General features: G+C 72.4%; 20 protein-coding genes. 14 read left to right on the top strand and 6 right to left on the bottom strand.

Features of this window, described 5'->3' with window-relative positions; genetic code table 11:
* Nucleotides 1-60: 60 nt before the first annotated feature.
* The gene (locus PV350_RS24420) at nt 61-1,662 is read right to left on the bottom strand and encodes an MFS transporter (protein WP_500336080.1); all 1,602 of its coding nucleotides are present in this window, start codon (nt 1,660-1,662) and stop codon (nt 61-63) included.
* Between the two features lie 107 nt (nt 1,663-1,769).
* Here PV350_RS24420 and PV350_RS24415 point away from each other — a divergent pair, with 107 nt between their 5' ends.
* From PV350_RS24415 to PV350_RS24405, 3 genes are read left to right on the top strand one after another with little or no spacing between them, the layout of a single operon-like run.
* Nucleotides 1,770-2,453: a TetR/AcrR family transcriptional regulator gene (locus tag PV350_RS24415; RefSeq protein ID WP_499511692.1), complete on the top strand. Its 684-nt coding sequence runs from the start codon at nt 1,770-1,772 to the stop codon at nt 2,451-2,453.
* Between the two features lie 53 nt (nt 2,454-2,506).
* On the top strand, nt 2,507-3,703 hold the full coding sequence (locus PV350_RS24410; RefSeq protein ID WP_500336078.1) for an alpha/beta hydrolase: 1,197 nt from the start codon (nt 2,507-2,509) through the stop codon (nt 3,701-3,703).
* A gap of 54 nt (nt 3,704-3,757) precedes the next feature.
* Nucleotides 3,758-4,546 (top strand): DUF4429 domain-containing protein, encoded by a 789-nt coding sequence (locus tag PV350_RS24405; RefSeq protein ID WP_500336076.1) that lies wholly within the window; start codon nt 3,758-3,760, stop codon nt 4,544-4,546.
* On the opposite strand, the gene PV350_RS24400 is transcribed toward PV350_RS24405, so the two are convergent.
* A complete protein-coding gene (locus PV350_RS24400; protein WP_500336090.1) occupies nt 4,507-5,526 on the bottom strand; it encodes an aldo/keto reductase in 1,020 nt (339 codons plus the stop codon). The two genes, PV350_RS24405 and PV350_RS24400, sit on opposite strands and share 40 nt — an antisense overlap.
* Nucleotides 5,527-5,531: 5 nt before the next feature.
* Nucleotides 5,532-5,993, bottom strand: coding sequence for a MerR family transcriptional regulator (locus PV350_RS24395; protein WP_499511695.1), 462 nt, complete (start codon nt 5,991-5,993; stop codon nt 5,532-5,534).
* A gap of 61 nt (nt 5,994-6,054) precedes the next feature.
* On the opposite strand from PV350_RS24395, the gene PV350_RS24390 reads away from it, so the two are divergent.
* Nucleotides 6,055-6,873 carry a serine hydrolase domain-containing protein gene (locus PV350_RS24390; RefSeq protein ID WP_499511696.1) on the top strand — a complete coding sequence of 273 codons (819 nt, stop codon included), beginning with the start codon at nt 6,055-6,057 and terminating at the stop codon, nt 6,871-6,873.
* Here the strand turns inward: PV350_RS24390 and PV350_RS24385 are convergent.
* Both PV350_RS24385 and PV350_RS24380 read right to left on the bottom strand, forming a co-directional pair.
* A complete protein-coding gene (locus PV350_RS24385; RefSeq protein WP_499511697.1) occupies nt 6,845-7,567 on the bottom strand; it encodes a cache domain-containing protein in 723 nt (240 codons plus the stop codon). The two genes, PV350_RS24390 and PV350_RS24385, sit on opposite strands and share 29 nt — an antisense overlap.
* A 46-nt stretch (nt 7,568-7,613) precedes the next feature.
* On the bottom strand, nt 7,614-8,360 hold the full coding sequence (locus PV350_RS24380; protein ID WP_500336074.1) for a FadR/GntR family transcriptional regulator: 747 nt from the start codon (nt 8,358-8,360) through the stop codon (nt 7,614-7,616).
* 107 nt (nt 8,361-8,467) lie between these two features.
* Between PV350_RS24380 and PV350_RS24375 the strand changes: the two genes are divergently transcribed.
* The 9 genes from PV350_RS24375 to fabF all read left to right on the top strand — a co-directional run bounded on the left by PV350_RS24375 (nt 8,468) and on the right by fabF (nt 17,471).
* On the top strand, nt 8,468-9,556 hold the full coding sequence (locus PV350_RS24375) for an ABC transporter ATP-binding protein (RefSeq protein ID WP_500336072.1): 1,089 nt from the start codon (nt 8,468-8,470) through the stop codon (nt 9,554-9,556).
* A complete protein-coding gene (locus tag PV350_RS24370) occupies nt 9,547-10,746 on the top strand; it encodes an ABC transporter substrate-binding protein (protein ID WP_499511700.1) in 1,200 nt (399 codons plus the stop codon). The genes PV350_RS24375 and PV350_RS24370 overlap by 10 nt, the downstream gene beginning before the upstream one ends.
* Nucleotides 10,747-10,753: 7 nt before the next feature.
* Nucleotides 10,754-11,653 (top strand): ABC transporter permease, encoded by a 900-nt coding sequence (locus PV350_RS24365; protein WP_500336069.1) that lies wholly within the window; start codon nt 10,754-10,756, stop codon nt 11,651-11,653.
* A gap of 10 nt (nt 11,654-11,663) precedes the next feature.
* The gene (locus tag PV350_RS24360) at nt 11,664-12,479 is read left to right on the top strand and encodes an ABC transporter permease (protein WP_499516823.1); all 816 of its coding nucleotides are present in this window, start codon (nt 11,664-11,666) and stop codon (nt 12,477-12,479) included.
* A 65-nt stretch (nt 12,480-12,544) separates the two neighbouring features.
* Complete coding sequence (locus PV350_RS24355) at nt 12,545-13,744, top strand: PucR family transcriptional regulator (protein WP_499511702.1); 1,200 nt, start codon at nt 12,545-12,547, stop codon at nt 13,742-13,744.
* 101 nt (nt 13,745-13,845) lie between these two features.
* Nucleotides 13,846-14,781: an ACP S-malonyltransferase gene (locus tag PV350_RS24350; protein WP_499511703.1), complete on the top strand. Its 936-nt coding sequence runs from the start codon at nt 13,846-13,848 to the stop codon at nt 14,779-14,781.
* A gap of 15 nt (nt 14,782-14,796) precedes the next feature.
* Nucleotides 14,797-15,828, top strand: coding sequence for a ketoacyl-ACP synthase III (locus PV350_RS24345; protein ID WP_499511704.1), 1,032 nt, complete (start codon nt 14,797-14,799; stop codon nt 15,826-15,828).
* Between the two features lie 73 nt (nt 15,829-15,901).
* Nucleotides 15,902-16,147, top strand: a complete 246-nt coding sequence (locus PV350_RS24340) for an acyl carrier protein (protein WP_326576364.1) — start codon at nt 15,902-15,904, stop codon at nt 16,145-16,147.
* Between the two features lie 64 nt (nt 16,148-16,211).
* Nucleotides 16,212-17,471, top strand: a complete 1,260-nt coding sequence (gene fabF / locus PV350_RS24335) for a beta-ketoacyl-ACP synthase II (protein ID WP_499511705.1) — start codon at nt 16,212-16,214, stop codon at nt 17,469-17,471.
* 67 nt (nt 17,472-17,538) lie between these two features.
* On the opposite strand, the gene PV350_RS24330 is transcribed toward fabF, so the two are convergent.
* The gene (locus PV350_RS24330; protein WP_500336066.1) at nt 17,539-18,495 is read right to left on the bottom strand and encodes a beta-ketoacyl-ACP synthase 3; all 957 of its coding nucleotides are present in this window, start codon (nt 18,493-18,495) and stop codon (nt 17,539-17,541) included.
* Nucleotides 18,496-18,558: 63 nt separating this feature from the next.
* Here PV350_RS24330 and PV350_RS24325 point away from each other — a divergent pair, with 63 nt between their 5' ends.
* A complete protein-coding gene (locus PV350_RS24325) occupies nt 18,559-19,161 on the top strand; it encodes a TetR/AcrR family transcriptional regulator (protein ID WP_499511707.1) in 603 nt (200 codons plus the stop codon).
* The last annotated feature ends 144 nt before the right edge of the window (nt 19,162-19,305 follow it).

Genomic DNA, 19,305 nt, shown 5'->3' with positions numbered 1-19,305 from the left:
GAGGCCCGGGGCCGCCAAGGGCCCCGGGCCTCGTTCACCCGGATAGGGAATCGTCCGGCGTCAGATGTGCACCCCGCCGCCGGCGGCGTCCGCGTTGACGCCGCGCTTGGTCAGGAAGGCGATGCCCGCCGCGAAGGCGGCCACGATGCCGGCGACGGTGAAGGCCAGCCCCATCCCCGAGAGGAAGGTCTCGTTGGTGATCTTCGTGATCACCGCGACGATCTCGGCCGGGGTGTCCTTGGCGACCGGCGGCACACCGACCACGACCGCGTCGGCGGCCTGTGCGGCCTGCTCGCCCTTGAGCGGGGGCAGCCCGGCCGCGGCCCACTTCTCGGGCAGCAGGCCGTCCACACGGGACGCCATGACCGTACCGAGGACGGCGGTGCCCAGACTGCCGCCGACCTGCATCGCGGAGCCCTGGAGGCCGCCGGCCACGCCGGACAGCTCCAGCGGCGCGTTGCCGACGATGACGTCGGTGGCGCCGACCATCACCGGGGCCAGGCCAAGGCCCAGCAGCGCGAACCACACGGACATGACCAGGGTGCCGGAGTCCGCCTCCAGGCCGGTCATCCCGAACATGGCGACCGCCGTGCACACCATGCCGCCGACCAGCGGCACCCGCGGGCCGAACTTGGTGATCAGCGCACCGGCGACCGGCGAGCTGACGATCATCATCGCGGTGAGCGGCAGCAGGTGGACACCGCACTCCACCGCCGACATCCCGTGCACGTTCTGCAGGTAGAAGGTGACGAAGAACAGGCCGCCCAGGAAGGCGAAGGCCATCAGCACCATCAGCGCGGTACCCGCGGACAGCGGCACCGAGCGGAACATCCGCAGCGGGATCAGCGGCTCGGAGGCCTTGGTCTCCCAGAACGCGAACAGGACGAACAGCAGCACCGAGCCGACCAGGAAGCCCAGGGTCAGCGGGTCGCCCCAGCCCCACTCCGGAGCCTTGATCAGGCCCCACACCAGGCCGAACATCGCACCGGAGAGCGCCACGATGCCGGGGACGTCGAAGGACCGCGGCGCGTTCTCGGCCCGTACGTCCTTCAGGATGACCAGGCCCAGGACCAGCGCGACCAGACCCACGGGCACGTTGATGAAGAAGACCGACTCCCAGCTGACGTGCTCGACCAGCAGACCGCCGGCGATCGGCCCGGCGGCGGTGGAGGCGCCGATGACCATGCCCCAGATGCCGATGGCCATGTTGAGCTTCTCGGCCGGGAAGGTGGCGCGCAGCAGGCCGAGCGCGGCGGGCTGGAGCAGCGCGCCGAACACGCCCTGCAGGACGCGGAGCGCGATCACCATGCCGACGCCGCTGGACACGCCGATCAGACCGGAGGTGACGGCGAAGCCCGCGAGGCCGACGAGGAAGGTCTGCCGGTGCCCGAACCGGTCGCCGAGCTTGCCCGCGGTGATCAGCGAGACCGCCAGGGCCAGCATGTAGCCGGTGGTGATCCACTGGATCTGCTCGCGGGAGGCACCGAGGTCGGCCTGGATGGCCGGGTTGGCGACGGCGACGATCGTGCCGTCCAGGGCCACCACCATGACGCCGATGGCGACCGAGAACAGGGTCAGCCAGGGGTGGCCGCGCAGGGGCTTCTTGGAAGGCGCCGGTATCGAGTCCGGGCCCTTGTCGGTGACGACGGAGGCTTGGGTCATGGGCAAGAGATTATGTCAGCCCCTGACATTTGACCAAAGCAGTCATCCGTCGGTAACTGTCAGGGGGCACCGCAAGTATCGTGGTGCCCCCTGGAGGTGGACGGCAGATGAAGCACGCGATGCGCGCGACGCCCGTGTGCGGACTGCGCGAACGCAAGAAGCAGCGGACGCGCGACGCGCTCATACGGGCCGCGATCGAGCTGTTCGTCCTCAAGGGGTACGAACGCACGACCGTCGACGAGATCGCCGCCGAGGTGGAGGTCTCGCAGCGCACCTTCTTCCGCTACTTCGCCGGCAAGGAGGAGGTCGCGCTCGCACTGGAGGACAGCGTCGAGGAGGCCTTCGTCACCGCGGTGGCCGAGCGGCCGGCCGGCGAACCGCCCTTCGTGGCGCTGCGCGCGGCGCTGGACGATTCCTGGCACAGCATCAGCGCCGTCATCGCCGCCGTCGTGCCGCTGTCCACGTACATGGCGATGTACCGGGTGATCGAGTCCACGCCGCCGCTGCTGTCCGCCCAGATGCGCCACTCGGCGCTCGTCGAGGAACGGCTCGCCTCGGTCATCGCCGCCCGCGAGGGCCTGGACCCGGCGGACCCGCGACCGCGGGTCCTGGTGGCGGCCGTCGGCGGGGTCATCCGGGTGGCCCAGCGGCTGTGGGGCGACGGTGACGAGACCAGCGTGGAGTCCATCCGCCGGATCACCGAGGAACACCTTGACCTGCTCGTCCCGGTCCTGGCACGGCCCTGGGCCGAACACCAGGGTGTGTCCGGAATCTCCTTGTTCCAAACGTGACTTGGGTCACGGGGTGCGCAGGGGATCTCCGGCGTCTCCTAGGGTGTCCCCCAGTGAACCTCGTCGACGAGCGCTTCAGCTCCCCCTCCCTGCGCGCCCTCCTGGCCCTGGCCGTGGTCTTCGTCATGCTGGCGACCACCGGCTGGACCGCGCTGCGCCACCACAAGGGCGGCGGGGACGCGCTGGCGGTGGCCACGGCCGCGTGGCGGCACGGCTCGGTGGGCGGGCGCGCGCTCCCCGACCCCCAGGCGGCCCCCGGCGTCATCGCGCGCTTCTTCGCCTCGGTCGGGCCGGACGGGGCCAAGCGGCTCGCCGTCCGCTACCCGCTCGTCGTCGGCAACCTCAACGGCGCCCCGATCGCCTTGCGTTACCAGGCCAACCGGCGCTCGCTCGGCACGGCCCGCGCCCAGGAGACCGCCCGCTCGCACAGCTCCCTGCTGACCGCCGAGGGCCGCCAGGACGCCGCCCAGCGCGCCGAGCGGTACGCCTCCCTGCTCGACGGCGGCCGGCAGATCCTCGCCTTCGACCCCACCGGCCGCGGCCGGGCCGCGGAGGTCTTCGGCGACCTCGGCGCCGCCGAACGGGTGTCGCTCGTCGTGCCCGGGGTCGACACCGACGTGCTCTCCTTCGAACGCGAGGACGACCCGACGCGCGCCCCCGTCGGCATGGCCCGCTCGCTGTACGCCGCCGAGCACGCCGCCGCCCCGCACAGGCGCACGGCCGTCATCGCCTGGGCCGACTACACCACCCCGCAGGGCGTCGGCCTGGACGCCTCCACCGGGGAACTGGCGGAGCAGGGCGCCGTCCGGCTGGCCGCGCTGGTGCGGGCACTGCCGGCACGCGGCAGCGTCTCGCTGTTCTGCCACTCCTACGGCTCGGTGCTGTGCGGTGTCGCCGCCCCGGACCTGCCGACCGGCCGGGTCTCCGACATCACCGTCTTCGGCAGCCCCGGCATGCGAGTGGACAAGGCGGCCGACCTGGGCACGGCCGCCCGGGTGTGGGCCACCCGCGACAGCACCGACTGGATCGGCGACGTGCCGCACATGGAGTTCGCCGGGCTCGGCCACGGCGCCGACCCCGTCTCCCGGTCCTTCGGCGCCCGCGTGGTGACCTCCGAGGACGCCGAGGGACACGCGGGCTACTTCCGCTCCGGCACCGACAGCCTCGCCAACTTCACCAGCATCGCCCTCGGCCGCTACCCGGACGTCCGGTGCGCCGACGGCAGCGCGTGCACGGCGGACGTGGCCTAGTCCGGCCGCGCCCGGCCGGTTCCCGAAACGGCGACGCGGCCTACGATGACCCGTATGGGTGACGTATTGGCCGGATCCAACGCCGTATGGGAGTTCGATGCCGATGCGGTGCTCATCCGTTACGAGCGGGGGATGCGCAACTCGAAGCTGCTGCAGACCCTGGGGCGGCGGCGTGTCCCCTACGAGGCCCTCGCGGGCGTCGAACTGGTCCCGGGGCGGCGCGGCGCCATCGCGCTGCGCATGCTCCCGCGGCGGGGCGCCGATCCGCTGATGGAGGCCGCGAAGGGCCAGCTCAAGGAGAACGCCGACCCCTACCGCCTGGTGCTGCCCGCCGAGCGGGAACTGCTCGCCGAGTACTACGCCGGGGAACTGCTGTCCGCGATCGCGACGGCCGGCGGCGGCGCGGACGCGGAACCGGCCCCGCGCCACCTGGTGGACGTGCCGTCCGCGCCCCTGTCCTTCAAGGCGTACGACGGCAAGGCCTCCTTCGACGGCGGGACGGTGTCCTTCCGCTGGTTCTGGACGGGCGCCTCGACGGCCAAGTGGAAGGCCGGCGACCAGCACTTCCCGGTCGACGGGCTGTCCGGGATCGACTGGCGCTCCCCCGAGATGCTCGGCGGGCACCTGCGGCTGCTGCCGCGCGACGCCGACGGCCACCGCTCCGGCAACCCCGACGACGACCCCGCGACCGTCGTGTTCGGCCTCGGGTACGGCCTCGTCCACGAGTCGCTGCCGCTGGCGGCGGCGGTCCTCGCGGCGGTCCAGCGGGCCGCGCGGACGCGGCCCGCCCTGGACCGGGACGGCTACTCGCGCGCCGCCGACGTGGAGGACATGTCCGGGTAGCGGTCCCCCGCGACCTGCCCGGCGATCGGTTCCAGCCAGCCCAGCTCGGTCCCGTCCAGCACGATCCGGGTGGCGGCGGTGTTCTCCCGCAGGCGCTCGGCCTTGCGGGTGCCCGGGATCGGCACCACGGTCAGCCCGTGGACCTGCGCCCGCTGCTGCACCCATGCGAGGGCGATCTGGGCGGGCGTGGCGCCGTGCGCCTTCGCGACCTTGCGGAGCGGCTCCAGCAGGTCGAGGTTGCGCTTGGCGTTCTCCCCGCTGAAGCGGGGCTGGTGCCGGCGGAAGTCGTCCGCCGACAGTTCGGAGGCGTCCTGGAAGGATCCGGTCAGGAAGCCCCGGCCCAGCGGGGAGTACGGCACGAGCGCCACCCCCAGCTCGGCGGCGGCACCGGTCAGCGAGACCTCCACGTCCCGGCTGAACAGCGACCACTCCGACTGCACGGCCGTGATCGGGTGCACGGCGTGCGCCTCGCGCAGCTCGGCCCCGGTCACCTCGGACAGGCCCAGGTGCCTGACCTTGCCCGCCCGCACCAGCTCGGCCATCGCCCCGACGGACTCGGCGAGCGGCACGGCGGGGTCGCGGCGGTGCATGTAGTACAGGTCGATGACGTCCACGCCGAGGCGGCGCAGGCTGCCGTCGACGGCCTCCCGGACGTAGTCGGGGTCGTTGCGCACCCCGCGGAACCGCGGGTCGTCGGCCTTGCGCGCTATGCCGAACTTGGTGGCGAGGGTGATCTCGTCCCGGTGCGCCCGGACGAAGGGGGCGAGGTACTCCTCGTTGGCGCCCAGGCCGTACACGTCGGCGGTGTCGAAGAGCGTGACCCCGAGGTCCAGCGCCGCGTCGAGGGTGGCCCGGGCCGCGGCCTCGTCGGTGGGCCCGTAGAACTCGCTCATGCCCATGCAGCCCAGGCCCTGCACGCCGACCAGGGGGCCGTCGGTGCCGAGCGTGACCTTGGCGATCGGTTCGTTGTTGTCGCTCATGCCGTTCATGCCCTCTCCGACGCCCGGCGGGCGTCAGCGTAGGTGTCGATCTTGTGGTCGAGGACCGCGAGGGTGTCCTGCAGCTCGGCGATCCGCCGCAGCACGTCGCGCCGGGTCGACTCCAGCAGCTCCTGGCGCTGGGGGAAGGTGTGCTCCCCCAGGCGCACCAGCTCGGCGTAGCGGACCATGTCCGCGACCGGCATCCCGGTCAGCCGCAGCTTGCCGACGAAGCCCAGCCAGTCGAGGTCGCGGTTGGTGAAGCGGCGCTGGCCGGTGTGGGAGCGGTCGACATGCGGCATCAGCCCGATCCGCTCGTACCAGCGCAGCGTGTGCGCGCTCAGCCCGGTGAAGGCCGCCACCTCGCTGATCGTGTAGCGGTCCCGGCCGTCCGGGAGGGGGTGCCGCGGCTCGTCGGCGCAGCTGTGTACGCTGCCGGGCTTGCTCTTGGCCACCTGCGTCACGGTCATGGGTTCCACGCTAAAACCCTGGAGTGCACTCCAGGCAAGGCCATTCGTTAGGCTCACGCCCATGCGGAGCCTGAACAGCCTGAGCGCGATCGAGAACTGGCCTGTCCCGACGGCCGCGGCGGCGGTCGTCCGCCGCGACGGCACGGTCCTGGGAGCGTACGGCGAGACCGGGCGGCGCTTCCGGCTGGCCTCGGTGACCAAGCCGCTGTCCGCCTACGCGGCGCTGGTCGCGGTCGAGGAGGGCGCGGTCGAGCTGGACGAACCGGCCGGCCCCGAGGGCTCGACCGTACGGCACCTGCTCGCCCACACCTCCGGCCTCGCCTTCGACGAGCACCGGGTGATGGCGGCCCCCGGCACGCGGCGGATCTACTCCAACGCGGGCTTCGACGCGCTGGCGGACCACATCGCCAAGGCCACCGAGATCCCCTTCGCCGAGTACCTGCGGCAGGCGGTGCTGGAGCCGCTCGGCATGCACGCCACCGACTGCCCGGGCTCGGCCGGCGCGGGTGCCGTCTCCACCGTCGACGACCTGGTCCGCTTCGCGGCCGAGCTGCAGGCACCGCGGCTGCTGGCCCCGGAGACCGTCGCCGCGGCGACCTCCGTCGCCTTCCCCGGCCTCAAGGGCGTGCTGCCCGGCTACGGCGGCCAGAACCCCAACGACTGGGGCCTGGGCTTCGAGATCCGGGACCACAAGTCCCCGCACTGGACGGGCGCCTCGTCCTCCCCGCGCACCTTCGGCCACTTCGGCCAGACCGGCACCTTCCTGTGGGTCGACCCCGACGCCGGCGCCGCCTGCGTCGTCCTGACGGACCGTGACTTCGGCGAGTGGGCCCTGCCGTTGTGGCCGGCGCTCACGGAGGCGGTGCTGGCAGAGCTGTGACCAGCGTCAGCGGGATCGGTCCGCAGGACCGGCCGCTGACGCTGCGCAGGAGCGAGCCGGCCAGGTGCCGGGGGTCGGTGGAGGCGGCGACCCGGCCGCGGGCGTTGACCAGGGCGGCCGGGGCGGGCAGGCGGCGCAGCAGGGGCAGCACGGCGGCCTCGAAGTGGCGCAGGTAGACGTCCGCGGCGGCGACGCCGAGGAAGCGGCCGGCGTGCTGGACCGGCACCGACAGGGTGAGGCTGTACTCGTCGGAGCACAGGTAGTCCACGTACGGTCCGGCCACGGCGCGTTCGCCGGTGGCGCGGGGCAGGGCGAACCAGTCCCAGTGGGTGTAGTCGGAGTAGGCCGAGGTGCCCGGGTCGAGGTCGGGCAGGAGCGGCCGCAGCCCGTCCTCCCCGTGGTTCTGCCACCACTCCAGCCAGGCCGGTACGTCGCCGAGCAGCCCGGGTTCCGCGATGAAGCCGATGCCGGAGATCAGGTCGTGCCGGCGCCGCAGCCGCTCGTGCAGCAGCGGGCGCAGGGCGGCGAGGTCGGCGGTGGTCGGGGCCCGGCCGGCGGCGCGGACCGCGGCGATGGCGGTGGTGCGCTCGGCGACCTGGGCGACGGCGGCGAAGACGTCCTCCAGGGTGCCGCGGACCCGGTCCACGACGTCGGCGACGACGCTGTCGACCAGGGCGGTTGAGCTGACGGCCACGGCGGCTGCCTCCGGTGCGGGAGGACGGGTGGTGCGGACGCCCGGGTCAGCCGGTGACGGTCAGACGCAGTCCGATCAGACGCTCCATCGCGTCCTGCACCCGCCGTTCGGCCAGGGACCGGGCCAGCTCCGCGTCGCCGTCGCGCACGGCGCGGAGCAGCGCGCGGTGCAGCTCGACGACCGCCGCGCGGGCGTCGTCCTCCCCGAGTGCGAGACAGATTAGCGCCCCGATCTCCGCCTGGATACGGATCTCCTCCTTGGTGAGACGGGCCGACTGGGCGGCCGCGGCGAGCTCCACGTGGAGCCTGCCGTAGACGCGGCCGCGGGCGGCGAGGTCGTCGGCGGCCTCGAACTCCTCCAGGGAGCGTTCCAGCGGGGCGAGGTCCGCGGGCTCGGTGCGCCGGGCGGCCAGCCGGGCGGCGGTGCCGGCGACGGCGGCCCAGTGGTCGGCGAGGTCGCGCAGTTCCTCGGTGCTCCAGTCGGCCAGCCGGTGGCCGAGCCGGGCGGTGCGCGGCTGGTCGGGGGCGGTGACGAAGCTGCCGCCGCCGCGGCCGCGGCGGGTGGTGACCAGTCCCTGCTGGCGCAGGGCCATGAGGGCCTCGCGCAAGGTCACGGTGGAGACACCGAGGCGGGTGGCGAGCTCGCTCTCACCGGGGAGCTGCTCGCCGTCGGCGAGCAGGCCCAGTTCGATGGCGTCCGCGAGGCGCCGTACGACCGCGTCGACCCGGGCGAGGCTGCCGACCGGTGCGAAGACGGCGTGCAGTGCGCCATTCGAAAGTTTGCTCACCCGCACACCTTCTCACTTGGGGAAAGTTTTACCCCGGTCAGGCCTTGTCCTTTGAAATATAACTTCATAGGTTTCCGGTCAACGCTCCAGCCGAAGAGAAAGGTTCCCCGCCGATGGAGGGAACGGCCAAGGAAACGGACACCGGGACGCCCGCGATACGCCTGCGGGACCTGCGCAAGTCCTTCGGCCAGGTGCACGCGGTCGCCGGGGTGGACCTGGAGATCGCCGACGGCGAGTTCTTCTCGATGCTGGGCCCCTCCGGCTCCGGCAAGACCACCGTGCTGCGGATGGTCGCGGGTTTCGAGGCCCCCACCGCCGGCACCGTGGAGCTGGCCGGCCGGGACGTCACCCGGCTCGCCCCCTTCGAGCGGGACGTCAACACCGTCTTCCAGGACTACGCGCTCTTCCCGCACATGACGGTGGAGCAGAACGTCGCCTACGGCCTGAAGGTGCGCAAGGTGCCCAAGGCGGAACGGGCCGAGCGCGCCCGCGCGGCGCTCGCCTCGGTCCGGCTGGAGGGGTTCGGCGGGCGCCGGCCGGCACAGCTGTCCGGCGGCCAGCGGCAGCGGGTCGCACTGGCCCGCGCCCTGGTGGGGCGTCCCCGGGTGCTGCTGCTCGACGAGCCGCTGGGGGCGCTCGACCTCAAGCTGCGCGAGCAGATGCAGGTCGAACTGAAGGCGATCCAGCGCGAGGTGGGCATCACCTTCGTCTTCGTCACCCACGACCAGGAGGAGGCGCTGACCCTCAGCGACCGGATCGCGGTCTTCAACGGGGGCCGGATCGAGCAGGTCGGCACCCCCGCCGAGGTGTACGAGCGGCCGGCCACGCCCTTCGTCGCCGGCTTCGTCGGCACCTCCAACCTGCTGACCGACGGCACCGGGACCTACAGCGTCCGCCCGGAGAAGATCCGCCTGCTGGGCCCCGGCGCTCCCGCCGACGCCCCGGACGCCCCGGACACCCCGGGCGGCGGGATGCGCACCGTCTCCGGCACCGTCGCCGAGGTCATCTACCTCGGTGACACCACGCGCTTCCTGGTCGACCTCGACGAGGGCGGCCGGCTGACCGCCCTGCAGCAGAACCAGGAGACCTCCTCGGCCGACGTCGCCGCCTACCGGGGAACCCGTGTCCGCCTCCAGTGGCACCGCCGACACAACGTCACCGTCCAGTCCCCCCACCCGGAAACGGAGTCCACGTGCGTCTGACCCGTGCCCTCGCAGCCTGTACCGTCCTGGCCCTGGCCACCGCCTGCGGCGGGTCGTCCTCCCCCGGCAAGGGCGCCGGCTCCTCCGGCGGCGCCTTCACCCCGCCCAAGCTCAGCGCGCCCAAGGCCCTGGGCAAGACCGAGGGCGCGGTCAACCTGATCGCCTGGGCCGGCTACGCCGAGGACGGCTCCAACGACAAGTCCGTCGACTGGGTCACCCCGTTCGAGAAGGAGACCGGCTGCCAGGTCAACACCAAGGTGGCGGGCACCTCCGACGAGATGGTCAGCCTGATGAAGACCGGCCAGTACGACGCCGTCTCGGCCTCCGGCGACGCCTCGCTGCGCCTGATCGCCTCGGGCGACGCGGCGCCGGTCAACACCGACCTGGTCCCCAACTACAAGGACGTCTTCGCCAGCCTGAAGATGCAGAAGTGGAACTCGGTCGACAAGGTCGCCTACGGCATCCCGCACGGCCGCGGCGCCAACCTGCTGATGTACCGCACCGACAAGGTCTCCCCGGCCCCCACCTCCTGGTCGGCGGTCTTCGACGAGGCCTCCCCCTACAAGGGCCACGTCACCGCGTACGACTCCGCGATCTACATCGCGGACGCCGCGCTCTACCTGATGAAGACCAAGCCGGAGCTGGGCATCAAGGACCCGTACGCGCTGGACCAGAAGCAGTTCGACGCCTCCGTCGCCCTGCTGAAGGAGCAGAACGCGGACGTCGGCGAGTACTGGAGCGACTACCTGAAGGAGATCTCCGCCTTCAAGAGCGGCGACTCCGTCATCGGCACCAGCTGGCAGGTCATCGCCAACCTCGCCAAGGCCGAGAAGGCGCCGGTCGAGGCGGTCCTGCCGAGCGAGGGCGCCACCGGCTGGTCCGACACCTGGATGGTCTCGGCCAAGGCCCAGCACCCCAACTGCGCCTACAAATGGCTGGACTGGATCGTCTCGCCGAAGGTGAACGCCCAGGTCGCCGAGTGGTTCGGCGAGGCCCCGGCGAACGAGAAGTCCTGCGCCCTGACCACGGACAAGAACCACTGCGCGGTCTTCCACGCGGCCGACGAGCCGTACTGGAAGCAGGTCCACTTCTGGAACACGCCCATCCCGCAGTGCCTGGACGGCCGCACCGACGTCCGTTGCGTGCCCTACGCCAAGTGGGTCCAGGCCTGGACCGAGATCAAGGGCTGAGCCACCCGTGACGACCCCGTCCACCCCGTCCACCACGACGAGCGGCGCCCTCGGGCGGCGGCTGGCAGGTTCCCTGCACCGCCGCCCGCGGCTGCGGCTGTGGCTGCTGCTGTCCGCCCCGCTGCTGTGGCTGGTCCTCGCCTACCTGGGCTCGCTGGCCGCGCTCTTCCTCTCCGCGTTCTGGACGACCGACGCCTTCACCTCGGACGTGGTCAAGGTCTGGAACACCGACAACTTCCGCACCGTCCTCACCACGGGCGTCTACCGGGACGTCGCCCTGCGCAGCCTCGGCGTCGCCGTCGCGGTGACGGTCATCGACATCGTCATCGCCTTCCCGATCGCCTTCTACACCGCCCGGGTCGCCGCCCCGCGGTACCGGCACCTGCTGGTCGTCGCCGTGCTCACCCCGTTGTGGGCCAGCTACCTGGTCAAGGCGTACGCCTGGCGGATCTTGCTCTCCGAAAACGGGCCGCTGGACTGGGCGCTCAGGCCGTTCGGCCTGGACGGGCCCGGTTACGGCCTGCCCGCGACGATCATGGTGCTGGCCTACCTGTGGCTGCCGTACATGATCCTGCCGGTCCACGCCGGGCTGGAGCAGCTGCCGGCCAGCCTGCTGGACGCCTCCGCCGACCTCGGGGCCCGCACCTGGCGCACCTTCCGGTCCGTGGTGCTGCCGATGGTGCTGCCGTCGGTCGCGGCCGGCTCGGTCTTCACCTTCTCGCTCAGCCTCGGCGACTACATCGCCGTGCAGATCGTCGGCGGCAAGACCCAGCTGATCGGCAACGTCGTCTACTCCAACATCACCCTCGACCTGCCGCTCGCCGCCGCGCTGGGCACCGTGCCGGTCGCGGTCATCGTCGTCTACCTGCTGGCCATGCGGCGCACCGGCGCGCTCCAGAGTCTGTGAGGCCGTGACCATGCAACTCTCCCGTCCCGCCCGCATCGTCCTGCGCCTCGCGGCCGTGCTGGGCTTCGCCGTCATCTACGTGCCGCTGCTGCTCGTCCTGCTCAACTCCTTCAACGCCGCCCGCGGCTTCGGCTGGCCCCCCTCGGGCCTGACCCTGCACTGGTGGGCCGACGCGTGGCACAGCTCCGGCGCCCGCTCCGCGCTGTGGACCTCGGTGAAGGCGGGCCTGGGCGCGACGGCGGTCTCCCTGGTGCTGGGCACCCTGCTGGCCTTCGCGGTCTCCCGGTACCGCTTCTTCGGGCGGGAGGCGCTCTCCTTCGTCGTCGTGCTGCCGATCGCGCTGCCCGGCATCGTCACGGGCATCGCCCTGAACACCGCGTTCCGCACGGTGCTGGAGCCGCTCGGCGTCGGGCTGGGCCTGTTCACGGTCGTCGTCGGCCACGCCACCTTCTGCGTCGTGGTGGTCTTCAACAACGTCGTGGCCCGGCTGCGGCGCACCTCCGGCTCGTACGAGGAGGCGGCGATGGACCTGGGGGCCGACAGCTTCCAGGTCTTCCGCGACATCACCTTCCCGCTGGTGCGCACGGCGCTGCTGGCGGGCGGGCTGCTCGCCTTCGCCCTCTCCTTCGACGAGATCGTCGTCACCACCTTCACCGCGGGCCCCGGCGTCCAGACCCTCCCGGTGTGGATCTTCGGCAACATGGCCAGGCCGCAGCAGGCACCCGTCGTCAACGTGGTGGCCGCCGTCCTGGTCGCCGCGTCGGTGATCCCCGTCTACCTCGCCCAGCGGCTGTCCGCGGACTCCGCCGCGGGAGGCCGTATCTGAGCCACGGGTGCACGGAGCCGAGGGGTCCGTGCCATGCATCCGCCCGGATAAGGCAGGCTTGTACCGTGCCAGAACCCGCGCTGAACGCATTCGACCCCGCCCGCGACCACCCCCACTCCGCCACGCTGAGGAGGCTGGAGAAGTCCTCGGGGCGCCTGGCGGCGGCCGCGATCGCGCGGATGGACGGGCAGCTGCCCTGGTACCGGGCCATGCCCCCGGAGAACCGCTCGTGGATCGGGCTGGTGGCGCAGGCGGGCATCGCGGCCTTCACGGAGTGGTTCCGCCACCCGCAGACCCCGCAGGCGATCAGCACCGACGTCTTCGGCACCGCACCGCGGGAGCTGACCCGGGCGATCTCGCTGCGCCAGACGGTGGAGATGGTGCGCACCACCATCGAGGTCATGGAGGCGGCGATCGACGAGGTCGCCGCCCCCGGCGACGAGTCGGTGCTGCGCGAGGCGCTGCTGGTGTACGCACGGGAGATCGCCTTCGCGACGGCCCAGGTCTACGCCCAGGCCGCCGAGGCGCGCGGCGCCTGGGACGCGCGGCTGGAGTCCCTGGTGGTCAACGCGGTGCTGTCCGGCGAGGCGGACGAGGGCGTGCTGTCGCGGGCGGCGGCGCTCGGCTGGAGCTCCCCCGACAAGATCGCGGTGGTGCTGGGCACGGCACCCAACGGCGACAGCGAGCTCACCGTCGAGGCGATCCGGCGGGCGGCGCGGCACGCCAAGCTGCAGGTGCTCACCGGAGTGCTCGGCGACCGGCTGATCGTGGTCGCGGGCGGCGACGGGGATCCGCTGCGGGTGGCCAAGGCGCTGATCGGGCCGTTCGCCGCGGGGCCGGTCGTGGCCGGGCCCGTGGTGGGCGACCTGCTGGCGGCGTCGAAGTCCGCGCAGGCCGCGGCGGCGGGCCTGCGGGCGTGTGCGGCCTGGCCCGACGCGCCGCGTCCGGTGCTCTCCGACGACCTGCTCCCGGAGCGCGCGATGGCGGGCGACCGACACGCCCGCGATCAGTTGGTGGAGGAGATCTACAGGCCGTTGGAGGAAGCTGGTTCGGCACTGCTTGAGACTCTGTCCGTCTACCTCGAACAGGCCTCGTCGCTGGAAGGGGCCGCCCGGATGTTGTTCGTTCACCCCAACACCGTTCGCTACCGGCTTCGACGTGTGACGGACGTCACCGGCTGGTCGCCGTCGGACGTGCGCTCCGCATTCACCCTACGTATCGCGCTCATCCTGGGCCGGCTCTCCGACGCGGGGCAGACACCGTAGTTGCGATCAGGGCCTTTGTGGGACACCAACAAATCGCCCGTCGGTTCTTGGTCCCTGTCCCCACGGGCGGGGATCACCTCGCTCAAGAGAGAGTTGAAAGCGTGCTCGTACTCGTCGCTCCCGGCCAGGGTGCCCAGGCTCCCGGCTTCCTGAACCCCTGGCTCGAACTCCCCGGTGTCGCCGACCGTCTCGCCGGTCTGTCCTCGACCGCCGGACTCGACCTCGCCCACTACGGCACCAAGGCCGAGGCCGAGGAGATCCGTGACACCGCCGTCGCCCAGCCCCTGCTGGTCGCGGCCGGCCTGGTCGCGGCGGAGCAGTTGTTCGGCGACCCGGCCGCCGCGCGTTCCGCGCTGGGCGCCGTGGCCGGTCACAGCGTCGGAGAGATCACGGCGGCGGCCGTCGGCGGCGTGCTGAGCGCGGAAGCGGCGATGACCTTCGTCCGCACCCGCAGCACCGCCATGGCCCAGGCCGCGGCCATCACCGAGACCGGCATGTCGGCCGTGCTCGGCGGCGACCCGGACCTGGTCGTCGCCCACCTGGGGAACCTCGGCCTCACCCCGGCGAACATCAACGGCGCCGGTCAGATCGTGGCGGCCGGCACGGCGAAGCAGCTCGCGGAGCTGACCGCGGACAAGCCGGAGAAGGCGCGGGTCATCCCGCTGAAGGTGGCGGGCGCGTTCCACACCCACCACATGGCCCCGGCCGTGGCCGTGCTGGAGGAGCTGGCGCAGACGCTGCAGGTCGGCGACCCCGCGCTGCCGTACGTGTCCAACACCGACGGCGCGGTCGTCGCCTCCGGCGCCGAGATCGTCTCCCGCCTGGTGACGCAGGTGTCCAACCCGGTGCGCTGGGACCTGTGCATGGAGACCTTCAAGGACATGGGCGTCACCGCGATCATCGAGCTGGTTCCGGGTGGCACCCTGGTGGGCCTGGCCAAGCGCGCGCTGCCCGGCGTCGCGACCCTGGCCCTGAAGACCCCGGACGACCTCGACGCCGCCCGCGCGATCGTGGCCGAGCACGGCCCCCAGGAATAAGGAGTCCCCGCAGACATGGCGAAGATCAGGCCCAGCAAGGGCTCCCCGTACGCGCGCATCATGGGCGTCGGCGGCTACCGGCCGACCCGGGTGGTGCCCAACGAGGTGATCCTGGAGACCATCGACTCCAGCGACGAGTGGATCCGCTCGCGCTCCGGCATCGCCTCCCGGCACTGGGCCGGCCCGGACGAGACGGTCGCCGAGATGTCGGTCATCGCGGCGGGCAAGGCCATCGCCGACGCGGGGATCTCGGCCGAGGACATCGGGGGCGTCATCGTCGCCACCGTCTCCCACTTCAAGCAGACCCCGGCCGTCGCGACCGAGATCGCGCACCGCATCGGCGCCGGCAAGCCGGCCGCGTTCGACATCTCGGCGGGCTGCGCGGGCTTCACGTACGCCGTGACCCTCGCCAAGGGCATGGTCACCGAGGGCAGCGCCAAGCACGTCCTGGTGATCGGCGTCGAGCGGCTGAGCGACCTCACCGACAAGACGGACCGTGCCACCGCCTTCCTCTTCGGCGACGGCGCCGGCGCGGTCATCATCGGCCCGGCCGACGAGCCGGAGATCGGTCCTACCGTCTGGGGCTCGGAGGGCGACAAGTCCGGGACCATCACCCAGACCGTGGCGTGGGACCGCTTCCGTGTGGGCGACGTCGCGCAGCTGCCGGTGGACGAGAACGGGGAGCTGAAGTTCCCCGCGATCACCCAGGAGGGCCAGACGGTCTTCCGCTGGGCGGTGTTCGAGATGGCCAAGGTGGCCCAGGAGGCGCTGGACGCCGCCGGGATCACCGCGGACGACCTGGACGTCTTCATCCCGCACCAGGCCAACATGCGCATCATCGACTCGATGATCAAGGCGCTCAAGCTGCCGGAGCACGTCGCGGTCGCCCGCGACATCGAGACCACCGGCAACACCTCCGCCGCGTCGATCCCGCTCGCGATGGAGCGCCTGCTCGCCACCGGACAGGCCAAGAGCGGCGACACGGCCTTGATCATCGGTTTCGGGGCGGGGCTCGTCTACGCCGCCACTGTCGTTACCCTCCCCTAGGCAACACTCACGCGGCGCGCACTCCCGCCCGCCGCAGCCCGTAGTAACCAGCACGAAGAAGGAGAGCGCCGCCATGGCCACCCAGGAAGAGATCGTCGAGGGTCTCGCGGAGATCGTGAACGAGATCGCCGGCATCCCGACCGAGGACGTCCAGCTGGACAAGTCCTTCACCGACGACCTGGACGTCGACTCGCTGTCCATGGTCGAGGTCGTCGTCGCCGCCGAGGAGCGCTTCGAGGTCAAGATCCCGGACGACGACGTCAAGCAGCTGAAGACCGTCGGCGACGCCGTCGACTACATCCTCAAGGCCCAGGGCTGAGCCTGAGCCACCCCTGGACGACGTGTCTGTCGCCCGCCCTTCTAGACGTGGAGAGACAATCCCTGTGAGCCCGACCAATCACACCGTGGTCGTCACCGGTATCGGCGCAACCACTCCGCTGGGCGGGGACAGCGCGTCGACCTGGGAGGGACTGATCGCCGGACGTTCCGGCGTCACCCCCCTGAAGCAGGACTGGGCCGCCGAGCTGTCGGTGCGCATCGCCGCGCAGATCGCCGTGGAACCGCTGGAGATCCTGCCCCGCCCGGTCGCGCGCAAGCTGGACCGCTCGGCGCAGTTCGCGCTGATCGCCACCCGCGAGGCGTGGGCCGACGCGGGCTTCACCGCCAAGGCCGGTGAGGACAGCTCGGTCGACCCCGACCGCCTCGGCGCGGTCATCGCCTCCGGCATCGGCGGCGTCACCACGCTGCTCGACCAGTACGACAACCTCAAGGCGTCCGGCCCGCGCAAGGTGTCCCCGCACACCGTGCCGATGCTGATGCCCAACAGCCCCTCGGCCAACGTCGGCCTGGAGGTCAACGCCCGCGCCGGTGTCCACACCCCGGTCAGCGCCTGCGCCTCCGGTGCCGAGGCCGTCGGCTACGCGTACGAGATGATCCGCTCCGGCCGTGCCGACGTGGTCATCGCCGGCGGCACGGAAGCGGCCATCCACCCGCTGCCGATCGCGGCCTTCGCCAACATGATGGCGATGTCGAAGAACAACGACGACCCGCAGGGCGCCTCCCGCCCGTACGACAAGGGCCGCGACGGCTTCGTCCTCGGCGAGGGCGCGGGTGTCGTCGTCCTGGAGTCGGCCGAGCACGCCGCCAGGCGCGGCGCCCGGGTCTACGCCGAGGTGCTGGGCCAGGGCCTGTCGGCCGACGCCCACCACATCGCGCAGCCGGAGCCCACCGGCCGCGGCATCGCCGCCGCGCTGGAGCAGCTGATCGCCGCGACCGGCCTGGACCTGGCGCAGGTCGCGCACCTCAACGCGCACGCGACGTCCACCCCGCAGGGTGACGTCGCCGAGGTCAAGGCGCTCCGCAAGGTGCTCGGCGACCACCTCGACCACGTGGCCATCTCCGCCACCAAGTCGATGACCGGTCACCTCCTGGGCGGCGCGGGCGGCATCGAGACGGTCGCCACCGTCCTCGCCCTGCACCACCGGATCGCCCCGCCGACGATCAACATCGCGGAACTGGACGACGAGATCGACCCCGGTCTGGTCTCCACCGAGGCGCGGAAGCTGCCGGACGGCCCGATCGTGGCCATCAACAACTCCTTCGGCTTCGGCGGCCACAACGTCGTCCTGGCCCTCAAGGCCTGAGCCGTACCGCACCCCTGAGGGCCGGTCAGCCGCACACGCGGCCGACCGGCCCTCGGTCGTCCCCGGGTCAGGGGCAGCCGACGACCTGCCCGGCCCAGGACAGCCCGCCGCCGAAGCCGAGCAGCAGCACGGGCGCGCCGGGGGCGAGTTCGCCGCGCTCGACGAGCTTGGAGAAGGCGAGCGGCACGGAGGCGGCGGAGGTGTTGCCGGAGTCGACGACGTCCCGGGCCACCACCGCCTGCGGGGCCCCCAGCTGGCGTACGACGCCCTCGATGATCCGCAGGTTGGCCTGGTGCGTCACGATGCCCCCGAGGTCGCCGACGCCGACACCGGCGCGGGCACAGGCCTCCTCGGCGATCGGGGCGAGGGTCGTGGTGGCCCAGCGGAAGACCGCCTGGCCGTCCTGGGCGAAGCGGGGCTGCCAGGCGCCGGCCAGCCGTACGGCGTCGGCGCGGGTGGGGTCCGAGCCCCACACGACGGGGCCGATGCCGGGGAGCGTCCCCGGAGCGGCGTCGGCGGCGCTGACGACGGCCGCGCCCGCCCCGTCGCCCAGCAGGACGCAGGTGCTGCGGTCGCTCCAGTCGGTAAGGTCGGACATCTTCTCGGCGCCGATGACCAGGGCGTGCCGGGCGGCGCCGGCCCGCACGGAGTGGTCGGCGGCGGCGAGCGCGGTGGTGAAGCCCGCGCAGGCGTTGTTGAGGTCGTAGGAGGCGGGAGCCGTCATGCCGAGCCGGGCCGCGACCTGGGCGGCGGTGCTGGGCGAGCGGTCGACGGCGCTGGAGGTGGCCACGACGACCAGGTCGACGTCGGCGGCGTCCAGGCCCGCCGCGGCGAGCGCCTTGCCCGCCGCAGCGCTCGCCAGGTCGGCGACCGTCTCGTCCTCGGCGGCGATGTGCCGGGTCGCGATGCCCGTGCGCTGCCGGATCCAGGCGTCGCTGGTGTCGACCATGGCGGCCAAGTCGTCGTTGGTGAGGACACGTTGCGGCTGGTGGTGACCGAGGGCGGCGATACGGGATGCAGTCATGACCGAAACTATAGCGACCGATCGGTCGGACTCTAAAGAGGGAGAGGTGGCTACGATGGCCCCATGAGCCCACGCAAGTCCGCCGCCGAGGCACGCCACACCCGCGAGCGGATCATCGAGCGCAGCGTCGCGGTCGCCTCCGTGGAGGGCCTGGAGGGCCTCACGATCGGCCGGCTCGCGACCGACCTCGGGATCAGCAAGTCCGGGCTGCTGGGGCACTTCGGTACCAAGGAGGCCCTGCAGATCGCCGCCCTGCGGCGGGCCTCGGAGATCTTCACCCGCGCCGTCTGGGTGCCCGCCGCGGGAGCCGCTCCCGGGCTCGCCCGGCTGACCGCGATCTGCGAGGCGTGGGTGACCTACCTGGACCGCGAACGCGAGGCCTTCCCCGGCGGCTGCCTGTTCACCGCCTCTGCCGTAGAGTTCGACGGCCGCGAGGGGCCGGTACGGGACGCGGTCGCCCGGCTCTACACCGTCTGGCGCCGCCGGCTGACCCGCGACATCCGGGCCGCCGTGGAACTCGGCGAACTGCCGCCCGGCACCGACCCCGAGCAACTGGTCTTCGAGCTGAACGGGATCTACTTCTCCCTCAACCACGCCGTCCAGCTCTTCGGCGACCGGACCGCCCCCGACCGCGCCCGGCGTGCGCTGCGGCGCGTGCTGAGCTGACGAATCAGCCCTTCGGGGGGATTGGCCGGGTCCCCCGGATGGGCCCGCGCGGCACCGCGCAGGATCTCGTCCATGAGCATCTGGCTGAGGGGGGCCGGCCTCACGGCGGCCGCGGCACTGGCGGTGCTGGGGCCGCCGTGAGGC

Origin of the sequence: Streptomyces sp. PA03-6a (assembly GCF_033792765.1) — a bacterium.
Taxonomy (GTDB): domain Bacteria; phylum Actinomycetota; class Actinomycetes; order Streptomycetales; family Streptomycetaceae; genus Actinacidiphila.
Note: the sequence above shows the minus strand (reverse complement) of the source record. Positions and strands in the feature narration are given on the sequence as shown.

What these genes read in the sequence shown, in the direction of transcription:
- PV350_RS24420 (WP_500336080.1), bottom strand. Translation starts at nt 1,662, where the DNA reads ATGACCCAAGCCTCCGTCGTCACCGACAAGGGCCCGGACTCGATACCG.
- PV350_RS24415 (WP_499511692.1), top strand. Translation starts at nt 1,770, where the DNA reads ATGAAGCACGCGATGCGCGCGACGCCCGTGTGCGGACTGCGCGAACGC.
- PV350_RS24405 (WP_500336076.1), top strand. Translation starts at nt 3,758, where the DNA reads ATGGGTGACGTATTGGCCGGATCCAACGCCGTATGGGAGTTCGATGCC.
- PV350_RS24400 (WP_500336090.1), bottom strand. Translation starts at nt 5,526, where the DNA reads ATGAGCGACAACAACGAACCGATCGCCAAGGTCACGCTCGGCACCGAC.
- PV350_RS24395 (WP_499511695.1), bottom strand. Translation starts at nt 5,993, where the DNA reads ATGACCGTGACGCAGGTGGCCAAGAGCAAGCCCGGCAGCGTACACAGC.
- PV350_RS24390 (WP_499511696.1), top strand. Translation starts at nt 6,055, where the DNA reads ATGCGGAGCCTGAACAGCCTGAGCGCGATCGAGAACTGGCCTGTCCCG.
- PV350_RS24375 (WP_500336072.1), top strand. Translation starts at nt 8,468, where the DNA reads ATGGAGGGAACGGCCAAGGAAACGGACACCGGGACGCCCGCGATACGC.
- PV350_RS24360 (WP_499516823.1), top strand. Translation starts at nt 11,664, where the DNA reads ATGCAACTCTCCCGTCCCGCCCGCATCGTCCTGCGCCTCGCGGCCGTG.
- PV350_RS24345 (WP_499511704.1), top strand. Translation starts at nt 14,797, where the DNA reads ATGGCGAAGATCAGGCCCAGCAAGGGCTCCCCGTACGCGCGCATCATG.
- PV350_RS24340 (WP_326576364.1), top strand. Translation starts at nt 15,902, where the DNA reads ATGGCCACCCAGGAAGAGATCGTCGAGGGTCTCGCGGAGATCGTGAAC.
- PV350_RS24330 (WP_500336066.1), bottom strand. Translation starts at nt 18,495, where the DNA reads ATGACTGCATCCCGTATCGCCGCCCTCGGTCACCACCAGCCGCAACGT.
- PV350_RS24325 (WP_499511707.1), top strand. Translation starts at nt 18,559, where the DNA reads ATGAGCCCACGCAAGTCCGCCGCCGAGGCACGCCACACCCGCGAGCGG.